Origin of the sequence: Alteromonas sp. D210916BOD_24, assembly GCF_047159385.1 — a bacterium.
Lineage (GTDB): Bacteria > Pseudomonadota > Gammaproteobacteria > Enterobacterales > Alteromonadaceae > Alteromonas.
Genome location: NZ_AP038333.1, coordinates 2,859,177 through 2,879,018, shown reverse-complemented (window position 1 = coordinate 2,879,018; position 19,842 = coordinate 2,859,177). Strand labels below are relative to the sequence as shown.

The 19,842-nt window shown below is 43.9% G+C and carries 18 protein-coding genes; 11 read left to right on the top strand and 7 right to left on the bottom strand.

Annotated elements, in window-relative coordinates:
* Positions 1 to 123: 123 nt before the first annotated feature.
* From rsmI to ACMCM8_RS12560, 5 genes are all read left to right on the top strand, one after another.
* Complete coding sequence (gene rsmI / locus ACMCM8_RS12580) at positions 124 to 960, top strand: 16S rRNA (cytidine(1402)-2'-O)-methyltransferase (RefSeq protein WP_412722962.1); 837 nt, start codon at positions 124 to 126, stop codon at positions 958 to 960.
* Positions 961 to 1,067: 107 nt separating this feature from the next.
* Positions 1,068 to 1,331, top strand: coding sequence for a hypothetical protein (locus ACMCM8_RS12575; protein WP_412722961.1), 264 nt, complete (start codon positions 1,068 to 1,070; stop codon positions 1,329 to 1,331).
* A 253-nt stretch (positions 1,332 to 1,584) separates the two neighbouring features.
* Positions 1,585 to 2,145 carry a gluconate 2-dehydrogenase subunit 3 family protein gene (locus ACMCM8_RS12570; RefSeq protein WP_412722960.1) on the top strand — a complete coding sequence of 187 codons (561 nt, stop codon included), beginning with the start codon at positions 1,585 to 1,587 and terminating at the stop codon, positions 2,143 to 2,145.
* Between the two features lie 14 nt (positions 2,146 to 2,159).
* Positions 2,160 to 3,887 (top strand): GMC oxidoreductase, encoded by a 1,728-nt coding sequence (locus ACMCM8_RS12565; RefSeq protein WP_412722959.1) that lies wholly within the window; start codon positions 2,160 to 2,162, stop codon positions 3,885 to 3,887.
* A 1-nt stretch (position 3,888) separates the two neighbouring features.
* Positions 3,889 to 4,758, top strand: coding sequence for a sugar phosphate isomerase/epimerase family protein (locus tag ACMCM8_RS12560; protein WP_412722958.1), 870 nt, complete (start codon positions 3,889 to 3,891; stop codon positions 4,756 to 4,758).
* A 112-nt stretch (positions 4,759 to 4,870) separates the two neighbouring features.
* Here the strand turns inward: ACMCM8_RS12560 and ACMCM8_RS12555 are convergent, their stop codons facing one another.
* From ACMCM8_RS12555 to ACMCM8_RS12530, 6 genes are all read right to left on the bottom strand, one after another.
* Positions 4,871 to 6,424 carry an alpha-N-arabinofuranosidase gene (locus ACMCM8_RS12555; RefSeq protein ID WP_412722957.1) on the bottom strand — a complete coding sequence of 518 codons (1,554 nt, stop codon included), beginning with the start codon at positions 6,422 to 6,424 and terminating at the stop codon, positions 4,871 to 4,873.
* Positions 6,425 to 6,856: 432 nt separating this feature from the next.
* A complete protein-coding gene (locus ACMCM8_RS12550; protein ID WP_412722956.1) occupies positions 6,857 to 9,583 on the bottom strand; it encodes a TonB-dependent receptor plug domain-containing protein in 2,727 nt (908 codons plus the stop codon).
* A gap of 554 nt (positions 9,584 to 10,137) precedes the next feature.
* Positions 10,138 to 11,268: a carboxynorspermidine decarboxylase gene (gene nspC, locus ACMCM8_RS12545; RefSeq protein WP_412722955.1), complete on the bottom strand. Its 1,131-nt coding sequence runs from the start codon at positions 11,266 to 11,268 to the stop codon at positions 10,138 to 10,140.
* A 128-nt stretch (positions 11,269 to 11,396) separates the two neighbouring features.
* Positions 11,397 to 12,599, bottom strand: a complete 1,203-nt coding sequence (locus ACMCM8_RS12540) for a saccharopine dehydrogenase family protein (protein WP_412722954.1) — start codon at positions 12,597 to 12,599, stop codon at positions 11,397 to 11,399.
* A 238-nt stretch (positions 12,600 to 12,837) separates the two neighbouring features.
* Complete coding sequence (locus ACMCM8_RS12535) at positions 12,838 to 13,248, bottom strand: hypothetical protein (RefSeq protein ID WP_412722953.1); 411 nt, start codon at positions 13,246 to 13,248, stop codon at positions 12,838 to 12,840.
* A 196-nt stretch (positions 13,249 to 13,444) separates the two neighbouring features.
* Positions 13,445 to 14,434: an AraC family transcriptional regulator gene (locus ACMCM8_RS12530; protein WP_412722952.1), complete on the bottom strand. Its 990-nt coding sequence runs from the start codon at positions 14,432 to 14,434 to the stop codon at positions 13,445 to 13,447.
* A 128-nt stretch (positions 14,435 to 14,562) separates the two neighbouring features.
* On the opposite strand from ACMCM8_RS12530, the gene ACMCM8_RS12525 reads away from it, so the two are divergent.
* From ACMCM8_RS12525 to ACMCM8_RS12515, 3 genes are all read left to right on the top strand, one after another.
* Positions 14,563 to 14,991, top strand: coding sequence for an SRPBCC family protein (locus ACMCM8_RS12525; RefSeq protein WP_412722951.1), 429 nt, complete (start codon positions 14,563 to 14,565; stop codon positions 14,989 to 14,991).
* On the top strand, positions 14,978 to 15,814 hold the full coding sequence (locus ACMCM8_RS12520; protein ID WP_412722950.1) for a sterol desaturase family protein: 837 nt from the start codon (positions 14,978 to 14,980) through the stop codon (positions 15,812 to 15,814). Before ACMCM8_RS12525 ends, ACMCM8_RS12520 begins: the two co-directional genes overlap by 14 nt.
* Positions 15,815 to 16,108: 294 nt before the next feature.
* The gene (locus ACMCM8_RS12515; RefSeq protein ID WP_412722949.1) at positions 16,109 to 16,795 is read left to right on the top strand and encodes a hypothetical protein; all 687 of its coding nucleotides are present in this window, start codon (positions 16,109 to 16,111) and stop codon (positions 16,793 to 16,795) included.
* A gap of 78 nt (positions 16,796 to 16,873) precedes the next feature.
* On the opposite strand, the gene ACMCM8_RS12510 is transcribed toward ACMCM8_RS12515, so the two are convergent.
* Positions 16,874 to 17,788 carry a 1-aminocyclopropane-1-carboxylate deaminase/D-cysteine desulfhydrase gene (locus tag ACMCM8_RS12510; RefSeq protein WP_412722948.1) on the bottom strand — a complete coding sequence of 305 codons (915 nt, stop codon included), beginning with the start codon at positions 17,786 to 17,788 and terminating at the stop codon, positions 16,874 to 16,876.
* 111 nt (positions 17,789 to 17,899) lie between these two features.
* On the opposite strand from ACMCM8_RS12510, the gene ACMCM8_RS12505 reads away from it, so the two are divergent.
* The 3 genes from ACMCM8_RS12505 to ACMCM8_RS12495 all read left to right on the top strand — a co-directional run bounded on the left by ACMCM8_RS12505 (position 17,900) and on the right by ACMCM8_RS12495 (position 19,835).
* Complete coding sequence (locus tag ACMCM8_RS12505) at positions 17,900 to 18,493, top strand: chalcone isomerase family protein (RefSeq protein WP_412722947.1); 594 nt, start codon at positions 17,900 to 17,902, stop codon at positions 18,491 to 18,493.
* Positions 18,494 to 18,507: 14 nt separating this feature from the next.
* Positions 18,508 to 19,062 carry a DUF3833 domain-containing protein gene (locus tag ACMCM8_RS12500; RefSeq protein ID WP_412722946.1) on the top strand — a complete coding sequence of 185 codons (555 nt, stop codon included), beginning with the start codon at positions 18,508 to 18,510 and terminating at the stop codon, positions 19,060 to 19,062.
* A gap of 131 nt (positions 19,063 to 19,193) precedes the next feature.
* Positions 19,194 to 19,835 (top strand): RpiB/LacA/LacB family sugar-phosphate isomerase, encoded by a 642-nt coding sequence (locus ACMCM8_RS12495; RefSeq protein ID WP_412722945.1) that lies wholly within the window; start codon positions 19,194 to 19,196, stop codon positions 19,833 to 19,835.
* The last annotated feature ends 7 nt before the right edge of the window (positions 19,836 to 19,842 follow it).

The following is a 19,842-nucleotide window of genomic DNA, read 5'->3' as shown; positions in this document are numbered from 1 at the left end:
CGTTATGGGTCAAGTTTATCTTAACCAGTATGAAAATCTACGCTTGCCAGCGAAATCTGGACTAATGGCGTGTTACACTATTTGCATAAATTTTTATTTTGACGATGCAACTAGCGACTTTCTATGACAGACACCGCCACCTTATATATTGTTCCTACCCCCATTGGCAATTTGGACGACATGAGCACTCGGGCTATAGATATCTTGAAAGGGGTTAGTTGGATAGCAGCCGAAGATACCCGACACAGTGCCAGGTTGCTACAACACTTTTCCATCGCCACCAGAACGTTGTCATTGCATGAACACAATGAAGATAAACGGACCGCCATGTTATGTGAACGCTTGAAAGGCGGTGAGTCAGTAGCGCTAATTAGTGACGCTGGCACGCCACTCATTAGCGATCCGGGTTTCATTCTTGTTCGTCGCTGTCGCGAGCAAGGGATCCCTGTGTCTGCCTTACCAGGTCCTTGTGCCGCAATAACAGCGCTGAGTGCTTCCGGGTTACCCACCGATAAATTTATTTTTGAAGGCTTTTTGCCAGTTAAAATGCAGGCGCGGGAAACGGCATTGGCAGAGCTTGTTGACAGAAGGTTCACTAGTGTATTTTACGAAGCACCTCGCCGTATAGTTGATACAGTCAATGCCATACACAAGGTATTGGGAGACAGAGCAATTGTGGTCGCAAAAGAACTCACTAAGACCTTTGAAACGTACGTAAGTGGCAGTGCGCAAGATGTTCTTGACTACCTTGAATCTGACGCTTCACATCAAAAAGGCGAGTTTGTAGTAATGATTGGGCCGGCCACTGTGAGTGAGCAAGATATTCCCGGGGATGCAATGGCATTGTTACAGACGCTGTGTGAGCACGTTCCGCTAAAAAAAGCGGCTGCAATAGTTGCAAGCCATTATGGATTGAAAAAAAATGCGTTGTACCAAGCTGGGCTAGAGTCGAAAGGTTAACTAGGAAACCGTATTTTCTTTCAAGGGAAAATGATCTGATACGTCTTTTATCAAATACTCAATAGTGACTATTAACGGAGCGACGATTGCTCATTATGGAGGCGTAAATGACGAAAACACTTATGATCGATATGTCTGATGGCAAATGGATGGTAGACGTATTTTCTCAAGCAAACGATTCCGGTGTGTACGATCTCATTTTTCCTAATACTTCTACACAAGTGTCGTTAAAGGAAAGTGAGTTGTATGGCTTTCGCTATAGTCTCAACGCGAAGCAAGGGACTGCTTTTCGAATTCTGCTAGATGACATTGTGCTGGCCGAAGGTGAAATTGACAAAACAGAAATGCTCACTGGAAATGGCGTCCTGTAAAATCTCCCTCTTCGTAAAAACGATGTATTGGTGAGGGGTGAGATAATAGGCCCTTATGAAAACCAGTTATCTGCACCTAACCACAACGTGCCCTTGCTTCTTTATTTTTTTCCGACCCAAAATCAGCCTTTAAGGTGATTCTTCCTCATTAATAAATTTCGTTTAAATATGACGTTATTTGGTTAAACCTCACTTGCCATTGATACCTTAATGCTTTGTGATTAAATTGTTAACACAATAATGAGGGGGTGCAATGAAACGAAGGGAACTACTTAAAAATTCGCTATCTGTGTCTGTGGGAAGCCTTGCACTGGGATTTGTACCTGGTGTTGTGAATGGGAAAACAGAAAGTCAAGCCAGCGATTTTGACGCTGGGCACAAAGTGCTGATGCGCAGGATAAGTGCGCTTATTATTCCCGAAACCCACACTAAAGGAGCTGTAGCGACACATAGCGACGTGACAGCTTTAGCGCTAGTACGTCAATGTAGTAATGCCGCTTTTTTCAATGCTATTCAGTTGATGTTTACATCGCTTGAAGACGCAGCTCAAATAGAATTTAGTCAACCTGCGTCTGTGCTAGATAACGCTCACCTCACTGACTTAGTCACACGGTTAGATCAAGGTCAATTGCCCTTTGACGCCGAATTAATGGATACCTTTCGAAAGCTCAAACAACTGATTGTAATGTGTTATTGCACATCCAAAGAAGGCGCAAACAATGAATTGGTGTATTTACCCGTCCCAGGCGGTTATACCGGTTCAGTTCCCTATTCTAGTGTTGGGGCGGCTTATAGCTCTAAAGCCTACTATTAACGATTGGAAATAAGATGTTAGAAAATATTTTAGTCGATCGCACTGATGAAGTCTTTGACGCCATTGTTGTGGGGTCTGGCATTACAGGTGGATGGGCAGCTAAAGAACTCACCAAACATGGATTAAAAACCTTGATGGTGGAACGAGGACCAATTGTTGAGCATAGAAAAGACTACATCACTGAAGGTAAACCACCTTGGGAGTATGAATTTCGCACTAAAGTGTTGCAAAGCGAAAAAGACGAACATTATCCAGTTCAACAACAATGTTACGCTTTTCACCAGGGCACTAAGCATTTTTTCGCTAAAGACAGTGAGTATCCATACCAGCATCCACCGCAAAAACCGTTTTCGTGGATTAGAGGTAATCAGCTAGGGGGGAAGTCGTTGCTGTGGCATCGCCAGTCCTATCGATGGAGTAAATTTGACTTTGAATCAAACAGTCAGGACGGTGAGGGTACCCCCTGGCCTATTGGCTATAAAGACTTGGAAAAATGGTATGACTATGTAGAAAAGTTTGTAGGTATTGCGGGCAGTCTTGAGGGACTTGAACACTTGCCAGATGGCATTTTTCAACCGCCATTTGAATTAACGGTTCCAGAAAAGCACTTTGCCCAAAAAATGTCTGAATCACACCCACACGCGCCGGTTATTATCAGTCGTTGTGCACATCTTACCGCACCTCAGAAAGTGCATACGGAACTTGGTCGGATTAGATGTATGGCACGAAATGAATGTCAAAAAGGATGCTCATTTGGTGCTTATTTTTCAACGCAAAGTGCTACTTTGCCTGCCGCCGTCAATACAGGGCAATTGAGGATCGCTCCAAATAGCATTGTAGATAGTCTGATTTATGACGAATCGAGCAAGAAAGTGAAAGGGGTCAGAGTCATCGATAGCCAAACCCTCAAGCAAAAAACATTTCAGGCAAAAATGGTCTTCTTGTGTGCATCCACACTCGGCAGCACTCAAGTTTTACTGAATAGTAAAAGTAAATCTTTTCCAACTGGACTTGCCAATAGTTCGGGTATGCTGGGTAAGCACTTAATGGATCACAACTACAATGCCATCGCCTGGGCAGATGTAGAAGGGTTTGAAGAAGAGTATTACAAAGGTCGTCGACCTGCGTCTTTTTATATCCCCAACATCCATTACGAGAAATCCAAATATCACAAAGCCTTTAAAAGGGGATATGCGTTTGCCGGTGCAGCTGCGCGTGAAGACTGGCAATCACTCGGCGCTTCAGAAGGACTTGGGCTCGCTTTCAAGGAAAAAATCAAACACGCTGGAGGCTGGAAAATATCCATGCAGGCGCAAGGCGAAATGCTACCTAGAGAAGAAAATCAGGTCGTGTTAAGTCACAACAAAAAAGACAAATGGGGAATACCTCAACTCGATATAAACTGCGAATGGTCTGCAAACGAAATCAATATGATGGAGCATGCCGCAGAGGTCGGACTGCAGTATTTTAAAGATGCGGGTTTTACCAATGTCGGTTCAAGGCCAACAAACGCCCCACCGGGACTTGCAATTCACGAAGTGGGTACGGCGCGTATGGGCGCAGATAGCAAGACATCGGTGCTCAATGCTTATAATCAATCGCATGATATTGATAACCTTTTTGTCACCGATGGGGCGTCATTTTGTTCGACAGGAGTGGTTAATCCCTCCATCACTTTTATGGCACTGACCGCCAGAGCTGTTGATTTTGCGGTATCTGAATACCGCCAAGGGAGAATTTAATATGCAAAAAACGGTGTTTCAAATACTGGTGGCGACCATACTATGGTCATGGGGCGTAATGGCACACAGTGCTTCAGTTGCTCAAGAAACTGCAGGTGAAGCTAAGATCAGTGTGCAGCTTTATTCAGTGCGACAAGACCTAGCGAATGATTTTAATGGCACTATAACAACCCTGTCGCAGTGGGGCATAGATGGGGTGGAATTTGCGGGGGATTTTGGGCCCTACAGCAATGATCCATTGGGTCTTAAAAGCTTCTTAAATGGGGTCGGTCTGGCAGTGAGCGGTGCCCATGTGTCATTTAATGCGTTAAAAGGCGATGCGTTTTCAAAAACCGTGGATTTTCACACTCAGTTGGGTACGCCATACTTGATTATTCCCTGGGATGAACGCGCCTTTTCTGCGACGCAAGTCAGTGAGGTGGTCAGTGATTTAAACCACATAGCCAAGCAACTGCAGGGTAGCGGCATTCAAGTGGGATTTCACAATCATTCACAAGAATTGGCGCCTTACAACGGCAGCACTTTTTGGGATTATATCGCTAAAAATACCCACGAAGATGTTGTTCTTCAACTCGATGTAGGTTGGGTTATTCATGCGCAGAAAGACCCACTTAAATTTATCACCAATTACCCATCTCGAATAAAAACGAGCCACTTTAAATCTGAGTTAGGCAGTGAGCCACATACTGCGCTATCACCTTTGATAGGCAAAGATGGCGTAGATTGGCGAGCCATTGCTGATGCAGGCTTTTCTGCCAATCAATTGTCCTGGATAGTGGTAGAACAGGAAGTTTACCCCAATGGCATGTCCCCCATGGCTTCCCTTGCTGTGTCGGTGGCAGGGACGAAACAAATGTTGACTGGCAGATAACACATGCATGAAATGGTGCCGTGACCTCTATACGCACAGGATGAGCATTTCACTGCTTACCCGCTCGTATAGATGTCACACGCCGTACTGACTGATTAATCGCAAACAGTGTCTAGTAAAGGGTTAAAACCGCCACCGATTTAGCGGGTAATGTGACCACTAGTTGCCCATCCGATTCTGCAAATGCCACTTTGCTAGGTACTACGACGTCTTGGTTACTAAAGGTATTGTGCGCATCAGTTGTTGCTGCCGTTAATAACTCCCCGTTGGCTTTTTGCCAAGGCCCATCAATTTTCACATCGATAGCGTCAGTTGGGTGGATATTGACCAACGACAAAATGGTATTTCCCTTTACCGTTTTAGCCGAAGATGCGCTTATCTGGGGGGCCTGAAGGTCACCTGCTGTGTAGTGGGGATTATCGCTAAGTGCCAGTGGTAAATGAATGGCATTTTGGAACGGGCGGAACATCTTAAATGCATAGTAGGTGGGAGTTAACAGCATCTTTTCTTTATCTGTCAGTACCATTGCCTGTAGCACATTGACCATCTGCGCAATATTTGTCATGTGTACTCTATCAGCATATTTGTGAAAAATATTGAAATTAATTGCTGCTACCAAGGCGTCGCGTAAGGTATTTTGTTGATACAAAAAGCTGGGATTGTCTCCTTCTTCGGTGTCATACCACGTACCCCATTCATCGATATTGAACCCTACTTTTTTATCGGGATCGTAGCGATCCATAATCGCGCTGTTAGACTGAATAAATTGTTCTACCTTCATTGTGTTGACAAAAGTAGACAGCCATTCTTGTTCAGTAAAGCCCGTGGCGCTTCCCTTCTTATCCCAATTACCCGTGGGTAGGGTATAGTAGTGGTGACCAATCCCGCCCATTCGTAGACTCCAGGTTTGGGGGACTTTCTCCATCAACGTTTGTGTCCATTGTGTTTTGTCTTCATAGCCTCCACTGGCAATTAATTGTGGTCGGTTGTCGGCGGGCGTTTTTAAGAATGTTGCATAGTGTTTGTAAAGGTTTGCGTAGTAATCGGGTGTCATATTGCCACCGCATCCCCACGATTCATTTCCAATCGCAAAAAAATGGACTTTCCACGGCGCGTCTCTGCCGTTACGTCGGCGTAGTTGCGCTAGCGAAGAATCGCTGGGTGACGTCATGTATTCCAACCATTCGGCCATTTCCTGTGGTGTACCCGTGCCCAAGTTACCGTTGATATAGACATCAGCCTCCAGCATTTCAGCCAAAGCAAAAAATTCATGGGTACCAAACGCATTATTGTCGGTAACATTTCCCCAGGATGCATTCACTGTGACGGGGCGTTGTTCTCGTGGCCCAATCCCATTTCGCCAGTGATATTCATCCGCGAAACAGCCGCCAGGCCATCTAATAAGGGGAATTTGGAGTGCTTTAAATGCAGCAATTACGTCATTTCTAAAGCCATCAGTATTTGGAATAGCAGAATTTGGCCCTACCCAGATACCCTCATAAATGCCGCGACCTAAATGCTCTGCAAACTGGCCGTAGATGTTTTTATTTATAGTGGCACCAGGTTTCTCTGTATCAATTGTAATGGTGACAGCAGCCTGAGTGCAGAGGCAATAAAGCAAGCCGAATATGCTAACAAATACATGGCGAATGACGTTATTTTTCATTGTTTTTATACCCCAAAAAGGAATCTGTGTAGGCAAATGCGCTGGCAATAACCCTTTTTAGATTTATCACCTTAAGTGCCAAAGATAATTAAGAGGGAGCGAGGCTGCATAAAAATCATTGGTATCGGTGTATTCACTGAAATAGGGTGTAAGTCGCAAACAGGTTGTGACCAGTGTGCTAAAAATCTTATGAGAGAGGAACCTAAAGGCTGTTACGAATTCTTTTATTAATCTTGTTTTATTTATTCGATATCGGGTTTTATATCTTTGCATTGTACGAAATGGGCTTTTACAAAAGTTAATCCACTGATGGCATTGCGAGCGGGGGCAAGGGAAAAATGAAGCGTTTTAATGACGAGTTTAACAAATATTATCGCTTCCTTGAAAACGCAAAAGCTGCGTTTCCAAAGAAGCGACATTGAGGGTTAATGCCTAGTATGTATAGCGAGCCTGTACATACCACATACCACCATTAAAGCCGAATGGGCTAGCTTCAGAATAAAGCTGACCTAAGCTTCCTGCACTGGGGTTTTCATCTGGATATTCATCAAACAGGTTGTTTACACCCACTACAAGGTCTAAATTTTCTGTGTACGCATACTTGGCTTCCACATCAATAAGTACTGCTGCACCAATACCGTTTACACCGTTTCCAGTATCGTCCCAACCACCGTAGTAGTTTGCACGAACTAGGGTTCTAAGTGCGCCTTGTGTGTGTGTCCATGAAATATTACCGCGTAAGTTAGGCAGTAAGTCCTCTATGGCTGCCACACGCCCTGCGCCGATGGGGTTTAGTGTACCCACATCGTCAACCTCAGTCTCATTGTAGTTCGCAGCAAGCGTTATGCGAGAGTTACCTTCCCATAAATCAAAACTGTAGTTACCCACAATATCGATACCGCGAGTTGTAGTATCAAAACTGTTTGAGAAGAAGCGGAATTGAGATAGGTCATCTAAACCAATAAAGTCCTGACGGTCAATAATCCCTGATGCATCCAACTCGGTAAGTGCTTCAGACACTGTGGCATAGTTAGTACCGCCACCTTTGTAATTGAGTGCATCGAGGAAGTTGACGTTCGCACCAAGGGCAACGCGGTTTTCTAGCTCAATGTTATAGAAGTCCACGGTCCAATGCATATCTGCTACATCAACAGAAATACCAAACGAGAAGTTTACTGCTTCTTCTGGGCCTAGGTCTGGACGCCCATTACCTTGACTTTCTATATAATCAGCAGCCAGTTGTCCCGCAGCAGATGACAAAGGTAACGTACCTTGGTCAATCAAGACGCCGTTAACGTTTTGTGTGGTTACGTTAGTAATGTTGGCTTGCCCTGCCGTAGGAGCGTGAAAGCCCGTTGAATATGCACCACGAAGACGGAAGTCGTCAGTCACGTGGAAAATACCTGCGAGTTTAAAGTCTGTGGTATCACCAAATTCACTGAAATCTTCACGACGAAGTGCCGCTTGTAATGTCAGCTTTTCTGTAACGTCAGCTTCTAAGTCTACGTAGACAGCAGTACTGTCTTGCGATGCACTGGTTGAATTTGGAAAGCCACCAAAGCCATTCGAGCTAGACGAGAAACCTTGGCTAGCTAAAGGACCAAGCGCATAGGATGCTTCATCTCCGGCAAATAAGTCGAACTCTTCTTCGCGATATTCAGCACCAAATGCAATGTTGAGGTCTGAGGCCAAGCCAACGTCAATACCATATACAAAGTTAAGGTTGACTAAGGTTTCAGTTTGCTCCTGACCGCCAGGCACAAAATCACGCGGCGTATCAGGCCCCAATGAAGCGTTAATAGTGTTGCGAATAAAAAAGTCTGTTCGGTTAGAGCCGCGCTGTGCACTGAAGTCGTAACCTAAGCCATTTCCGATTTCCAGGTCACCACGCACACCCACAGTAAATGCCATATCTTCGTTGTCTCCACCAAAGCGGGGTACAAAACCAGTAGGAATGGTTTCTATAAACGAGAAGCAGTTGTCGTCAGCGAGCACTTGAGCCAAGAACGTAGGATCGGGATAAACGTTACCATCACCACCGATTGGAATACCGTCGATACAGCTACCCCCCACGCCAACGCCGTCTAGGTCGCCCACTAGTACTGAATGTACGCCATTAGGATCCGCCATGCCAGTTAGCGGATCGACCAGCGGACCTGCATAAACACCACCGCGTTGGCTGCCTTCAGTCACCGGGTTACGATAAAAGAAGCCACCGGTAACGGTGCGCTTTCCGTAGTTACCAAATAGGTAAAGCTCGGTTTTGTCGTTTAACTCATATGCAGAGTTGATGAAAAGCTTATAGTCGTCTTCAACGTCGGGTTGCCCCCAGTACTGCGGTACTTCGTTTGTATAGGTGTTGATAGTGGAAAAATCAGATTGACTGAGGTAGCCCGCATCGACCATTGCTGCTACATCGTTTCGTACGACTGAGCGCACAGTCCCTTCAACATCGCGGATTTCACCTGTGATATTGACAAAACCATCAGCACCTAACGAAAAACCTGCATTGGCTGAAATAGTGTAATTATCGCCGTCACCTTCATAGGTTGAACCATAATTTGCACGAAACTCAAATCCTTCGTCATTGTCGCGCAGCAAGAAGTTTAGTACGCCTGCTATAGCATCTGAACCATATTGAGATGACGCGCCATCACGAAGTACTTCTACTTGTTTAAGTGCTAATGAAGGAATGGCGGATATATCGACACCTTGTGCACCATCAGAAATACCACCGCCAAGGAAAGAAATGATTGAACCTCTATGCCTGCGTTTACCGTTGACCAGTACCAGCACGTTATCCGGTGATAAGCCACGCATATTTGCAGGGCGTACAATGGTTGCAGCATCACTGATAGGTTGTGTATTTACGTCAAAAGATGGGACGTTAGTACGCAACATATCTTGCACATCTGAAGAGGAGTTTTGTCGGAAATCATCGCCACTAATAACGTCTACCGGCACTGGAGAGTCTGCAGCAGAACGGTTAGACATTCGCGTACCAGTAACGATTATATTTTCTACATCTTCCGCTTTTTCTTCACTTTCTTGTGCGTAAACAGGCGCTGAAAGCACAGCGAAAAGGGGAATAGAACTAGCGATAATAGCCGAAGTGATTCGATTATATTTTTTCCTAGTTGGGTATTTATTGTTGTTCAATGTGTTTCTCCTTCAAGATTTGTTTTTAATGGCTCTTTTTATTTTTTATGATGCACATTAGTGCAGCTGAATTAAGATGATTTTCAAAATTAAAATCATCTTATTGGTGTTTATGTTGGAATAAATATCTCACTTAGTGAGGCATTGTGAAATAACTATCACTATTGGGTGTTATTTTACACTCTACTTTAGGATAATAGGTGTTAGGTGGTTTTGTCTAAAAAATAGTCTTTTTATCTGTGTGTAGCGTAGAGATTTAGCATGAAATCTGTTGTCAGAAAGTGATAAAAATCATGGAAATTCAAATTGATGATTCTGATATACAAAGTGGCCATTCGCTCAGCAAGGTTAAAAAATCAAAAAGGAGAGATGAATTTAATTTAATAAAGGAAAACCCTGTTTAAATCGACTTGATATATCGGGGCGTAGTAGAAATCGCTTCCTTCTCTGTTGTCAGGAAGCGAATGGGAAATGGTGTAGTGAAAATTTTATTAAAATGAAATGGTTGAAAAAAGCCCTGAATTTTAGCTCACGTCTATGACGCAATAAGCGGCTTAAGAAAGCCGCCCTTTAAAATCTTCATAGGTGAAGGTTCGCACTAGCTCAAAGTCGCCGTTTGAGCGTAAGATACCGATGGAAGGGTGTTCAACACCATTGAAGAATGTGGTTTTTACCATGGTGTAGTGCATCATATCTTCAAATTGTAATCGATCGCCCACTTTTAATGGTTCATCGAAAGAGTAGGTATCAATAACATCACCAGCTAAGCAAGAGTTCCCTCCCAACTTAACATCACAGGCTTTTTCTCCCGGCATGCCTGCGTGTAAAATTGCAGGGCGATAGGGCATCTCTAATACGTCTGGCATGTGTGCGGTGGCTGAGATATCCAAAATCGCGATGTCACCGTCGTTTTTGACCATATCCACCACCTCACAGATGAGTGGACCGGTTTGCCAGGCAACGGCAGATCCGGGCTCTAAAATCACATCAAGATGGGGGTAGCGTGCTTTAAAGGCTTGTAAGGTGCGAATGAGGTGGTCAACATCATAGCCTTCACGGGTCATTAGATGACCACCACCTAAATTGAGCCATTTCAGTTGGTCAAACCATTTCCCAAAGCGTTTTTCTATAGCGTGTAATGTGCGTTCAGTGGCAAAGGAGTCGCACTCACACAGGTTGTGGCAATGAAATCCTTCTATCCCTGTCAAATCCACGCCTTCTAACTCGCTTGCGCGAATACCTAAGCGAGAGCCGGGAGCCGCTGGATCGTAAAGTGGCGTATCAGCTTCTTGATGTTCAGGGTTAATTCGCAACCCCAAAGACACACCAGAAAGCGCTTCTTTATGGGTTTGCCATTGAGTAAGGCTATTGAACGACAAGTGATTCACCAACTCAGCTAACGCTTTGGCATCACTGGCTTTGTAGGCTGGAGAATAAGCATGAACTTCTTTACCCATTTCTGCTGCCAGTTTAGCTTCCCACACTGAACTTGCGGTAGCGCCTTGGAGGTATTGCTTGATAATGTCAAAGCATGACCACATTGAAAAGCCTTTCAGCGCAAGGATTATGCGTGCACCAGACTCATCTTGAACCCGTTTCATCAGTTCAAGGTTACGAATAAGTTTGGCTTCTTCCAAGACATAACAAGGAGAAGGAATATCAGTGCGTTGGGTTAAATCGGTCAATGGGAAAACGCTCCATATATAAAATAGTCAGGGTAGTGCTTTTCATTATTGCCTTTGCAAAGGTCGAAGGTCCACGATAAACAGGCAACAATGAAAAGGGCGCCTATATTAAGCGCCCTTGACAATGATTACTTAGTGAAAGGGCTGCTTTCACATTCGACGACGTGCCATGGCAGGCCGTGCTCATTAAGCATGTCCATGAATGGGTCTGGATCGAATTGTTCCATGTTCCATACACCCGCTTCTTTCCATGTACCGTTCAGCATAAGTGCTGCGCCGATCATGGCTGGCACACCAGTGGTATACGACACTGCTTGGGCACCCACTTCTTCATTACACTTGGCGTGATCACAGTTGTTATAGATAAAGATTGTCTTCTCTTTACCGTCTTTCATGCCGGTAATGTAAGTGCCGATACAGGTCATACCGCTATAGCCTTCAGCTAATGAGCCTGGGTTAGGGAGTACAGCCTTTAGGAACTCAAGAGGAACAATCTTCTGGCCTTGGAATTCCACTGGTTCGATGCTTGTCATACCAATGCCTTCTAAAACGCGAAGGTGGTTGAGGTACGCTTCACCAAATGTCATCCAGAAACGCGCACGCTTTAGAGTTGGGAAATGTTTAACCAGCGATTCCAGCTCTTCGTGGAACATTAAGTACGACGCGCGCACACCTATGTTCTGGTAGTCTAGATCTTCACGTACGCTAAGTGGATCGGTTTCTTTCCACTCGCCATTTTCCCAGAAACGACCGCGCTGGGTAATTTCTCGAATGTTGATTTCAGGGTTGAAGTTAGTCGCGAAAGCCTGGCCGTGATCGCCCCCGTTACAGTCAACGATATCAAGATAATGAATCTCGTCGAAGTAATGTTTAGCTGCATAAGCGGTATAAACGTTAGTTACACCCGGATCAAAACCACTGCCCAGAAGAGCCATAATACCGGCATCTTTAAACTTATCCTGGTAAGCCCACTGCCACGAGTATTCGAATTTTGCTTCGTCTTTCGGCTCGTAGTTTGCCGTATCGAGGTAGTCAGTATTTGTGGCAAGACAGGCATCCATAATTGGAAGGTCTTGATACGGCAACGCTAGGTTGATTACTAGGTCTGGTTTTACTTCGTTGATAAGTGCTTCAACTTCTTTTGCGTTGTCAGCATCAACAGCGAAAACACCCTTAACGCGATCTGCACCTACTTCTTGTTGTAGCGCTTCACACTTAGATACCGTGCGGCTTGCTAAGTAAATTTCGTCGAAATGTTGCGGTAAACGTGCACATTTTTTCACAGTTACCGACGCAACACCGCCAGCACCAATAATTAAAACGCGAGACATAATAACTAATCCCTAATTTTGCTAATGAATTTTGCGCTGAATGCTAGCAGACCAAGCTAATTTGGCAAGCAAAGACAGCACATGAGAGTACAAAAAATTTTAATCGTAACCACGAATATCAACGGTAACGTTTACGGCCTATCGGCCGGTTTGATACTCACCAAAAGGGTAGCCCCTTACAATATGATGATTTGTCGCAATGATTATTGCTATTAAGTGGCCATTCACCGGGTGCTGATTAGCGAGTAACGGTGTTGATTGGCGGAGAAATGACCACTTTACCATCTACTTTGTAATAGGGGTAGAGCAGAAGGTTTTCTTCATGACTGGGACATGCTGTCGCTACCGCAATGGCGTTAAGTGTTTTACTGTCTTGTGTATTGACGGTGGCAGCATAGACCAAAACACTGTAGCAATTGGTGTCTGTAGTCGTGTCGATTATTCGCCACTGAAGTTGTTCAATCAGTTGAGATTCCCTTTTTTTGCCTGTTGATTCATCAGAAAAAATACAGCCGACCCGCCCATTTTCATAGATGGCGGCAAAGGGATAAAATATGTCACAAACCGGAAGCATCAGCTCACATAATTTCAGTGACTTTGATACGAGGATGTTTAACGGCGTTGGCAATGTAACTGGACGATCGATCATGGCACGTCTCCTGTGAGTTAGCGTTGCTGGACACTTGCTAATACCTACGCTTTCGACGTCACATTAGATTAATCCTGAACAAAGAGATAGGGGTTTAGATCAAATTTAGACTAAATACCTAGACATAATGTGGCTTATTCAATCCTAGTCGCTCACAAGTAAATTTCACGCCTGGAATGCGCTTGATACACAACTGCTAGGTATTGTTCTTCAATTGTTGCTGATATTTAAGGGGAGTCGTGGAAAACCACTTTTTAAAAGCATGGGTGAAAGAGGATTGTTCCTGAAAGCCAAGTTCAAAGGCGGTATCGGCAATAGTATTTTGACGAAGTAATCTATCTAGACGGGATTTTCTTTCACTATCAAGCAATTGATGAAAACTACTACCCTGTTGTTTGAGCTTGCGCTGAAGTGTCCGTGGACTGATGAAGAGGGCTTCTGCAATGCGTTGTTGAGTAATATCTCTAAGGTTGCTTTTTGCTTTCAGCAAAACAACAACTTCATTTTTTATATCAACCGCACTACCTGGCTTACTTAACTCATTCTCTGATACCAGTGTTAACGCTTTATAGACAGAGTGATTTTCGCTGGTAAATGGAATCGTTAATAAAGCGTTGGGGAAATAAATACTGTTGGTAGGGGCCTTCGTTACAATCTCACAGGTAAACCAGCGCGTTAACTGTGTCAGCTCGTCAGGTGTAAGTGGAAAGGTAAAAGTCACCTGACTGGGTTTATAATTTTCACCCAAAATTCGGTTAACCGTTGCGACCCAAGCTGTCGTGTTGCGCAACACCATTTGTTTACTGTCTGTACTTTTAGGCTGCCAGGAGAGGCAAGTGAGTTCTTCTGAACGCGTCAGAGTTGTTATGCCAATATCTGCTACTAATCCATCAAATCTGATTAATGCATTTATTGCTTGCTCTAGATTCTCACAACTCTCAACAAGATAGCCCAGTACGCCATAGTCTTTGGGCTGAATTCTTTTTCCTAGTTCAAACCCAAAAAGAGGCTGTTGAGTAACTGTGGCGCTTGTATTGAGAAGTGCGATGTAGGCTTCCATGGGTACTCTAGCATCTCCTGAAGCTGGGAGAATCTGCATGAGTGCAAGATATTGATCTTCTTCTATATTTAGCCCATTGATATAACTCAATACACTTTGAATATATGCCGTGGATACAGATGCCATTGGTGTGTCGTAAAATAACAAAAACTATGTCGTATTAGCGCAAGATAAAGCAATAAAGTCAAATTACGCTACTACCAGCGCGTATATCAAAGTGTAACGCGCAGTAGGCAGTACTATATAAGGTGCATATGATTTCAGTTCACTATACAAAAAACCTTAAGGCCTCACCCGACACATTGATGAGGATAATGCTCGATCACGAAAATCTCGATAAACTTTTTAACGCATCCTTTAAGGTTGTAAAGTCAGAGGAGCCCGCAGAGCTCAAAGGTGGAGTGGGGTGTGTTCGTGAAGTAAAGATAATGGGGCTTCGTTTTTTCGAGGAGATTATTCGGGCAGACGCATCAGAAATTCGATATCGAGTGCTAAATGATTTTCCCGTAAAAGCCCATTTGGGTGTAATTCGTTTTCTTCCTGAAGAGCAATGGACTCAGGTTCATTATCACATTCGGTGTAAAGCACCTTGGTATTTGCCTTCTGGATTGCTGCGTCATGTGCTTATGAAGGATATAAAAAACTGTTTGGATAAGTTAGGAGCGTATTGTGATCCCCGTTGAGCTTATATTATTAGGGTTAAGTCCCATTTTCTTATTGTGCGTTTTCGTCGAGTTTAAAAAGGCACGACAGTTCTACAACATAAAAGACAGCCTAAATAATGCCGTACTCGCTTTACTCCACCAAGGTTCTGATGCGCTGGTACTCTTATTGTTGCTACCGGTTTTCAATTGGCTTCACCACTATGCACTGTGGAAAATTGAATTAACGGCGGCATCCTTGGTTGTCGGCTTTATTTTACAGGATTTCTTGTATTATTGGTTTCACCGCGCCTCGCATAATATTCATTGGTTTTGGGTCGCCCATGTGGTGCATCACAGCTCTACTCGTATGAATTTTACGACGGCGTTTCGTCAAAGCGTATTGTATCCCATCGTGGGGATGTGGTTGTTCTGGTTACCCATGATAATGATTGGTTTTTCGCCTACCGTCGTGTTTGCTATTGTAGCGATTAATTTAGCGTATCAATTTTTTGTTCACACGCAAACGGTGGGAAATCTAGGCTGGTTTGAGCATATCTTTAATACTCCAACTCATCATCGCATTCACCATGCGATCAATAAACCTTACATCGACAAAAACTACGCAGGAGTATTAATTATCTGGGACAAGTTATTTGGCACCTTCGCAGCAGAAGATAAGTCAATAACGATCAAATATGGCATTGTGGGGGAATTGCCTGACGATAACCCACTAAGTGCCAATTTTAAACAGGTGGGGGTTTTAGCTCAGCAATTACAAAGGGAGAAAAAACTTTCAGATAAACTCAGAGTTCTATTTGGTTATCCAAATTTGAGAAGTACATCGAGTTCACGTAATGTATAGAAAAATACAAATAAACATAAAAGCATCTGAAATAAAAACGTAAAGCATAGTGGGTTTACTCAAACGATAGACACGCTGGCAATCTGCGTTAAGTGATGAGTGCTTTTTGTGTCCTAAACATGAGTAGTAAATAGGATGATAGTTAAGTTGTTGTGTTGGGCTTGGCTAATAGTAACGTTATGGTATTCCACAACATGTGCCGCAATAACCTTTGTGACCGACACCGAAGGCATGTTTAATGTTATAGCTAATAAGCAACCTCCTCAGAATTTTCCTGAGGAGGTATATCATGCAGTGCTCTCTCAGTTAACCGTTGATACGTTGTTGTTTGCCCCCCACGAACGGGTGACTTCACTAATGAACGGTGATGTACCCATGTGCACGCCTTATCGGCTAAAAACACAAGATCGAGAAAAAGTGTATGTGTTTAGTCTTCCAACGGATATCTTTTTTAATCGACGTCTGTACCAACACAAAAGTAGCCAACCATTGGATGGAAGCTTCTTAAACAATCAAGGTGATATCGTCAATTTGGTAGACATGATGGCATCGTCATCTGACTACACTTTGTTAGTTGGCGCCGATCATTCCTATGGTGATTTTTTAGATAATATGATCGCCCAAATTCCACCCCATAGTTTATACACCAGACACGGTATAGATCCTTACACTTCAATGATACAAATGCTGTCTAAAGGCCGAATAGATTTTTATTTGTCTTATCCCAGTGTCATCAGAAGCGGACCTGTGGCAGAAAATGTACGTAGCTATGGCATTGCGGGAATGCCCAGTTATGAAGAAGGGCATTTGATGTGTAACGATTTAGCGGAAAGTCGTGCATTTCTGACCAAATTCAATGCAGCGCTTATCCATCTTTATCGTTCGGGAGCGTTTAGTGACATGGCTGAAAAATATATGTCGAACAGTGAAGGGCAACAGCTACAACGTATTGTTGCTGACATCTTGACGATGGCCGACTAAGCGAATATGTAATCTCACCTAAAAATAGTGGAGTCTTGCAGCGGACTTTGACACTGGGCGTGTTACGTCAGTATTGTACTACCTTGCCCCTTGTAATCCGCCAGTATGAAGAATGACAATCTGTGCCCCAGGTTCAAACGTGCTTTTCGCTAGCATGTCTTTCACTGCCCAAAATACCTTTCCTGAATAAACCGGCTCTATGGAAAATGGCATTGTTTCATTGAATTGCTGACAAAACTCTCGCAAAGCGTGCGGCACTTTCGCATAGCCTCCCATATGATATTCATGTTGAATATGCCAATTGTCGAGTGTGATGGGCAGTAAGTTTTCCACCAAACTTTCAAGATACCCTTCACCTTTTAGTACCCCTATCCCTATGGCGCTGGCGGGGTTTGGTTGTAGAGGAGAGGACAACGTTTGTGCATTCAGTGCAGCCGCAATACCCGCTAAGGTTGCGCCACTGGCAACTGGGGCAATGAGATGATCAACGTGAATATCGATTTCACGCACTAGCTCTGATACTCCTTCAAGCGCTATCTGTTGACTACCGCCTTCGGGAATAAGCAGTGCGTCGGGATACCGTTGCTGTAATTCACTTAAGTAATGACTGTCATGACGCTTTTTGTAGGTGTCTCTATCGACATAACAAATGCGTATTCCCCAGCGCATCAGATCGACAATCATGGGTGTGGGATTGGCGGTGTAGTTTCCACGAATAACGGCCGTCAACGGTATGTTAAGTTGATGGCATGCATAGCCTAGCGCGTGTAGGTGATTGGAATAACCGCCACCAAAACTGACGATTTCTCTGGGTATATCTCGTTTGAAAACCGGACTGAGTTTTCTCCATTTATTACCCGACATTACTGGATGGATGGCGTCATCGCGTTTTACATACAAGGAAACCTTTTCAGCGCCAGGCCAGTCGGGCTCAAAAGGAACTAGCGGAGAGGGTAGGGTTAGGGCATGGCGAAACACGTCTAAAGATTTCATTTCCTCAGCTATCGGATAATCTGATCAAATTTAACACTCGCAGAGTATAACCCTATAGCAATCGAATAAAAAATAATGCGGTCTACCGATACTCAGGTTTTTACAACTTCTATGGCGACAAAACTAACTTCATTTATGAGTAATAGCACTCACTTAGTATTGTTATGGGCGAACAGATTACTCTCTGTTTTACTCATCCAGATTCTGTGCTTTTTTCCAAGTTCTCATGCGTTTGCACAAGTATCTTCGGAAATTTCCGATCATGTACCTGAGGCTGAATTAGTGGGTCAGGGGATGTTTACTTATTATTTATGGGACGTTTACCTAGGTCAGTTGTATGCGCCCGCTGCTACTTATACAGGGCAAGCCCCCTTTGCTTTAAAATTGACTTATCAGCGTGATCTTAAGGGCAAAAAAATCGCTCAACGTTCAATAGAAGAAATGCAAAAGCAGCAGCCTTTATCGAGAGAAACGGCAACGCATTGGCTGGCACTTATGGAAACCTTATTTCCGGATGTGCAAAAGGGAGACAGTATCACTGGGGTAGCAACCAGAGATGGCACCACAGTCTTTTATTTTAATGGCGATGAAATTGACCGGGTTGAAGATGCGGGCTTTACCACTCGCTTTTTTGATATTTGGCTGGGTAGCAAAACGACAGAGCCTGTGTTTAAAGCTAAGTTACTTGGTGAAAATAGTCGATAATGGGAAGTAAACCTATGATGAAGCATGTGATTGCGCTATGCGTGTGGGTACTGCTGGTATTGAGTCTCTCTGGGTGCTCGGTTTCCGTAGATGGTGATGATTATTCTAACATCGCGCCGGTGTTCAATATTGAACAGTTCTTCGACGGTGATGTGAAAGCATGGGGGATTGTACAGAATCGTTCAGGGAAAGTGGTTCAACGCTTCAAAGTGAATATCAAAGGAAAGTACACTGGCAACGTACTCACACTGGATGAAACTTTTGAATATGGTGTGGGTGAAGGTCCGCTATCGCGAACATGGAAAATAGAAAAGCGCGCCAACAACAGTTACATCGGTAGTGCCAATGATATTGAAGGGCCTGCTTTAGGAACAAGTTACGGCAACGCGTTTAATTTTCACTATGAAATGGATTTGCCAGTAGACAACACAACGTACTCAGTGACATTCGATGATTGGTTTTGGGCCTTTGATGAACACACCATGATGAACCGTTCTTATATTCGTAAGTTCGGCGTGGTTGTAGCAGAAGTGACAATATTTATGCAAAATCAAACGCCGTCGCGATAGTCATTCACATAATGTTTCACATTTGAAACCTCGCAATTTTAAACGCATATTACAGGTGAGCTACTTTTTGAGTTCGTGTAAAGTGCCCGCTTATTAATGAATTTCTCGTATTTTTCCTATAAGGAGTCTTCATGAAAGTTGCACTGATGATGGAGAACAGCCAGGCTGCTAAGAACCCCATTATTCTTAATGAACTGGAATCTGTCGCCAAGGTTCATGGGCACGATGTTTACAATGTGGGAATGGACAGTGAAAATGATCATCATCTAACTTATGTCCATTTGGGGATCATGAGTGGCATTTTGCTCAATGCGAAAGCGGTTGATTTCGTTTTTTCAGGTTGTGGTACCGGACAGGGAGCCATGATGTCGTTAAATGCACACCCTGGTGTGTTTTGTGGGTATTGTATTGACCCTTCTGATGCCTTCTTATTCAACCAAGTGAATAATGGCAACGCGTTAGCGTTACCTTTTGCTAAAGGATTTGGATGGGGAGCCGAGCTCAATGCCCGATACATTTTTGAAAAGGCGTTAACGGGTGAACGAGGTGCCGGATACCCAATAGAGCGCAAAGAGCCGCAAGTTAGAAACGCGGGGATCCTCGCTGATCTTAAAAGTGCATTGGCACCTGAAAGTTATGTAGATTCGCTGAAAAAACTAGATCAGGCGCTTGTTAAAGTGGCCGTATCAGGTGAGCGATTCCAGCAGTGCCTGTTTGAACAGGGTAAAGACGAAGCCATAAAGGCTTACGTGAAATCGTTATTAGCTCACTAATTGCATA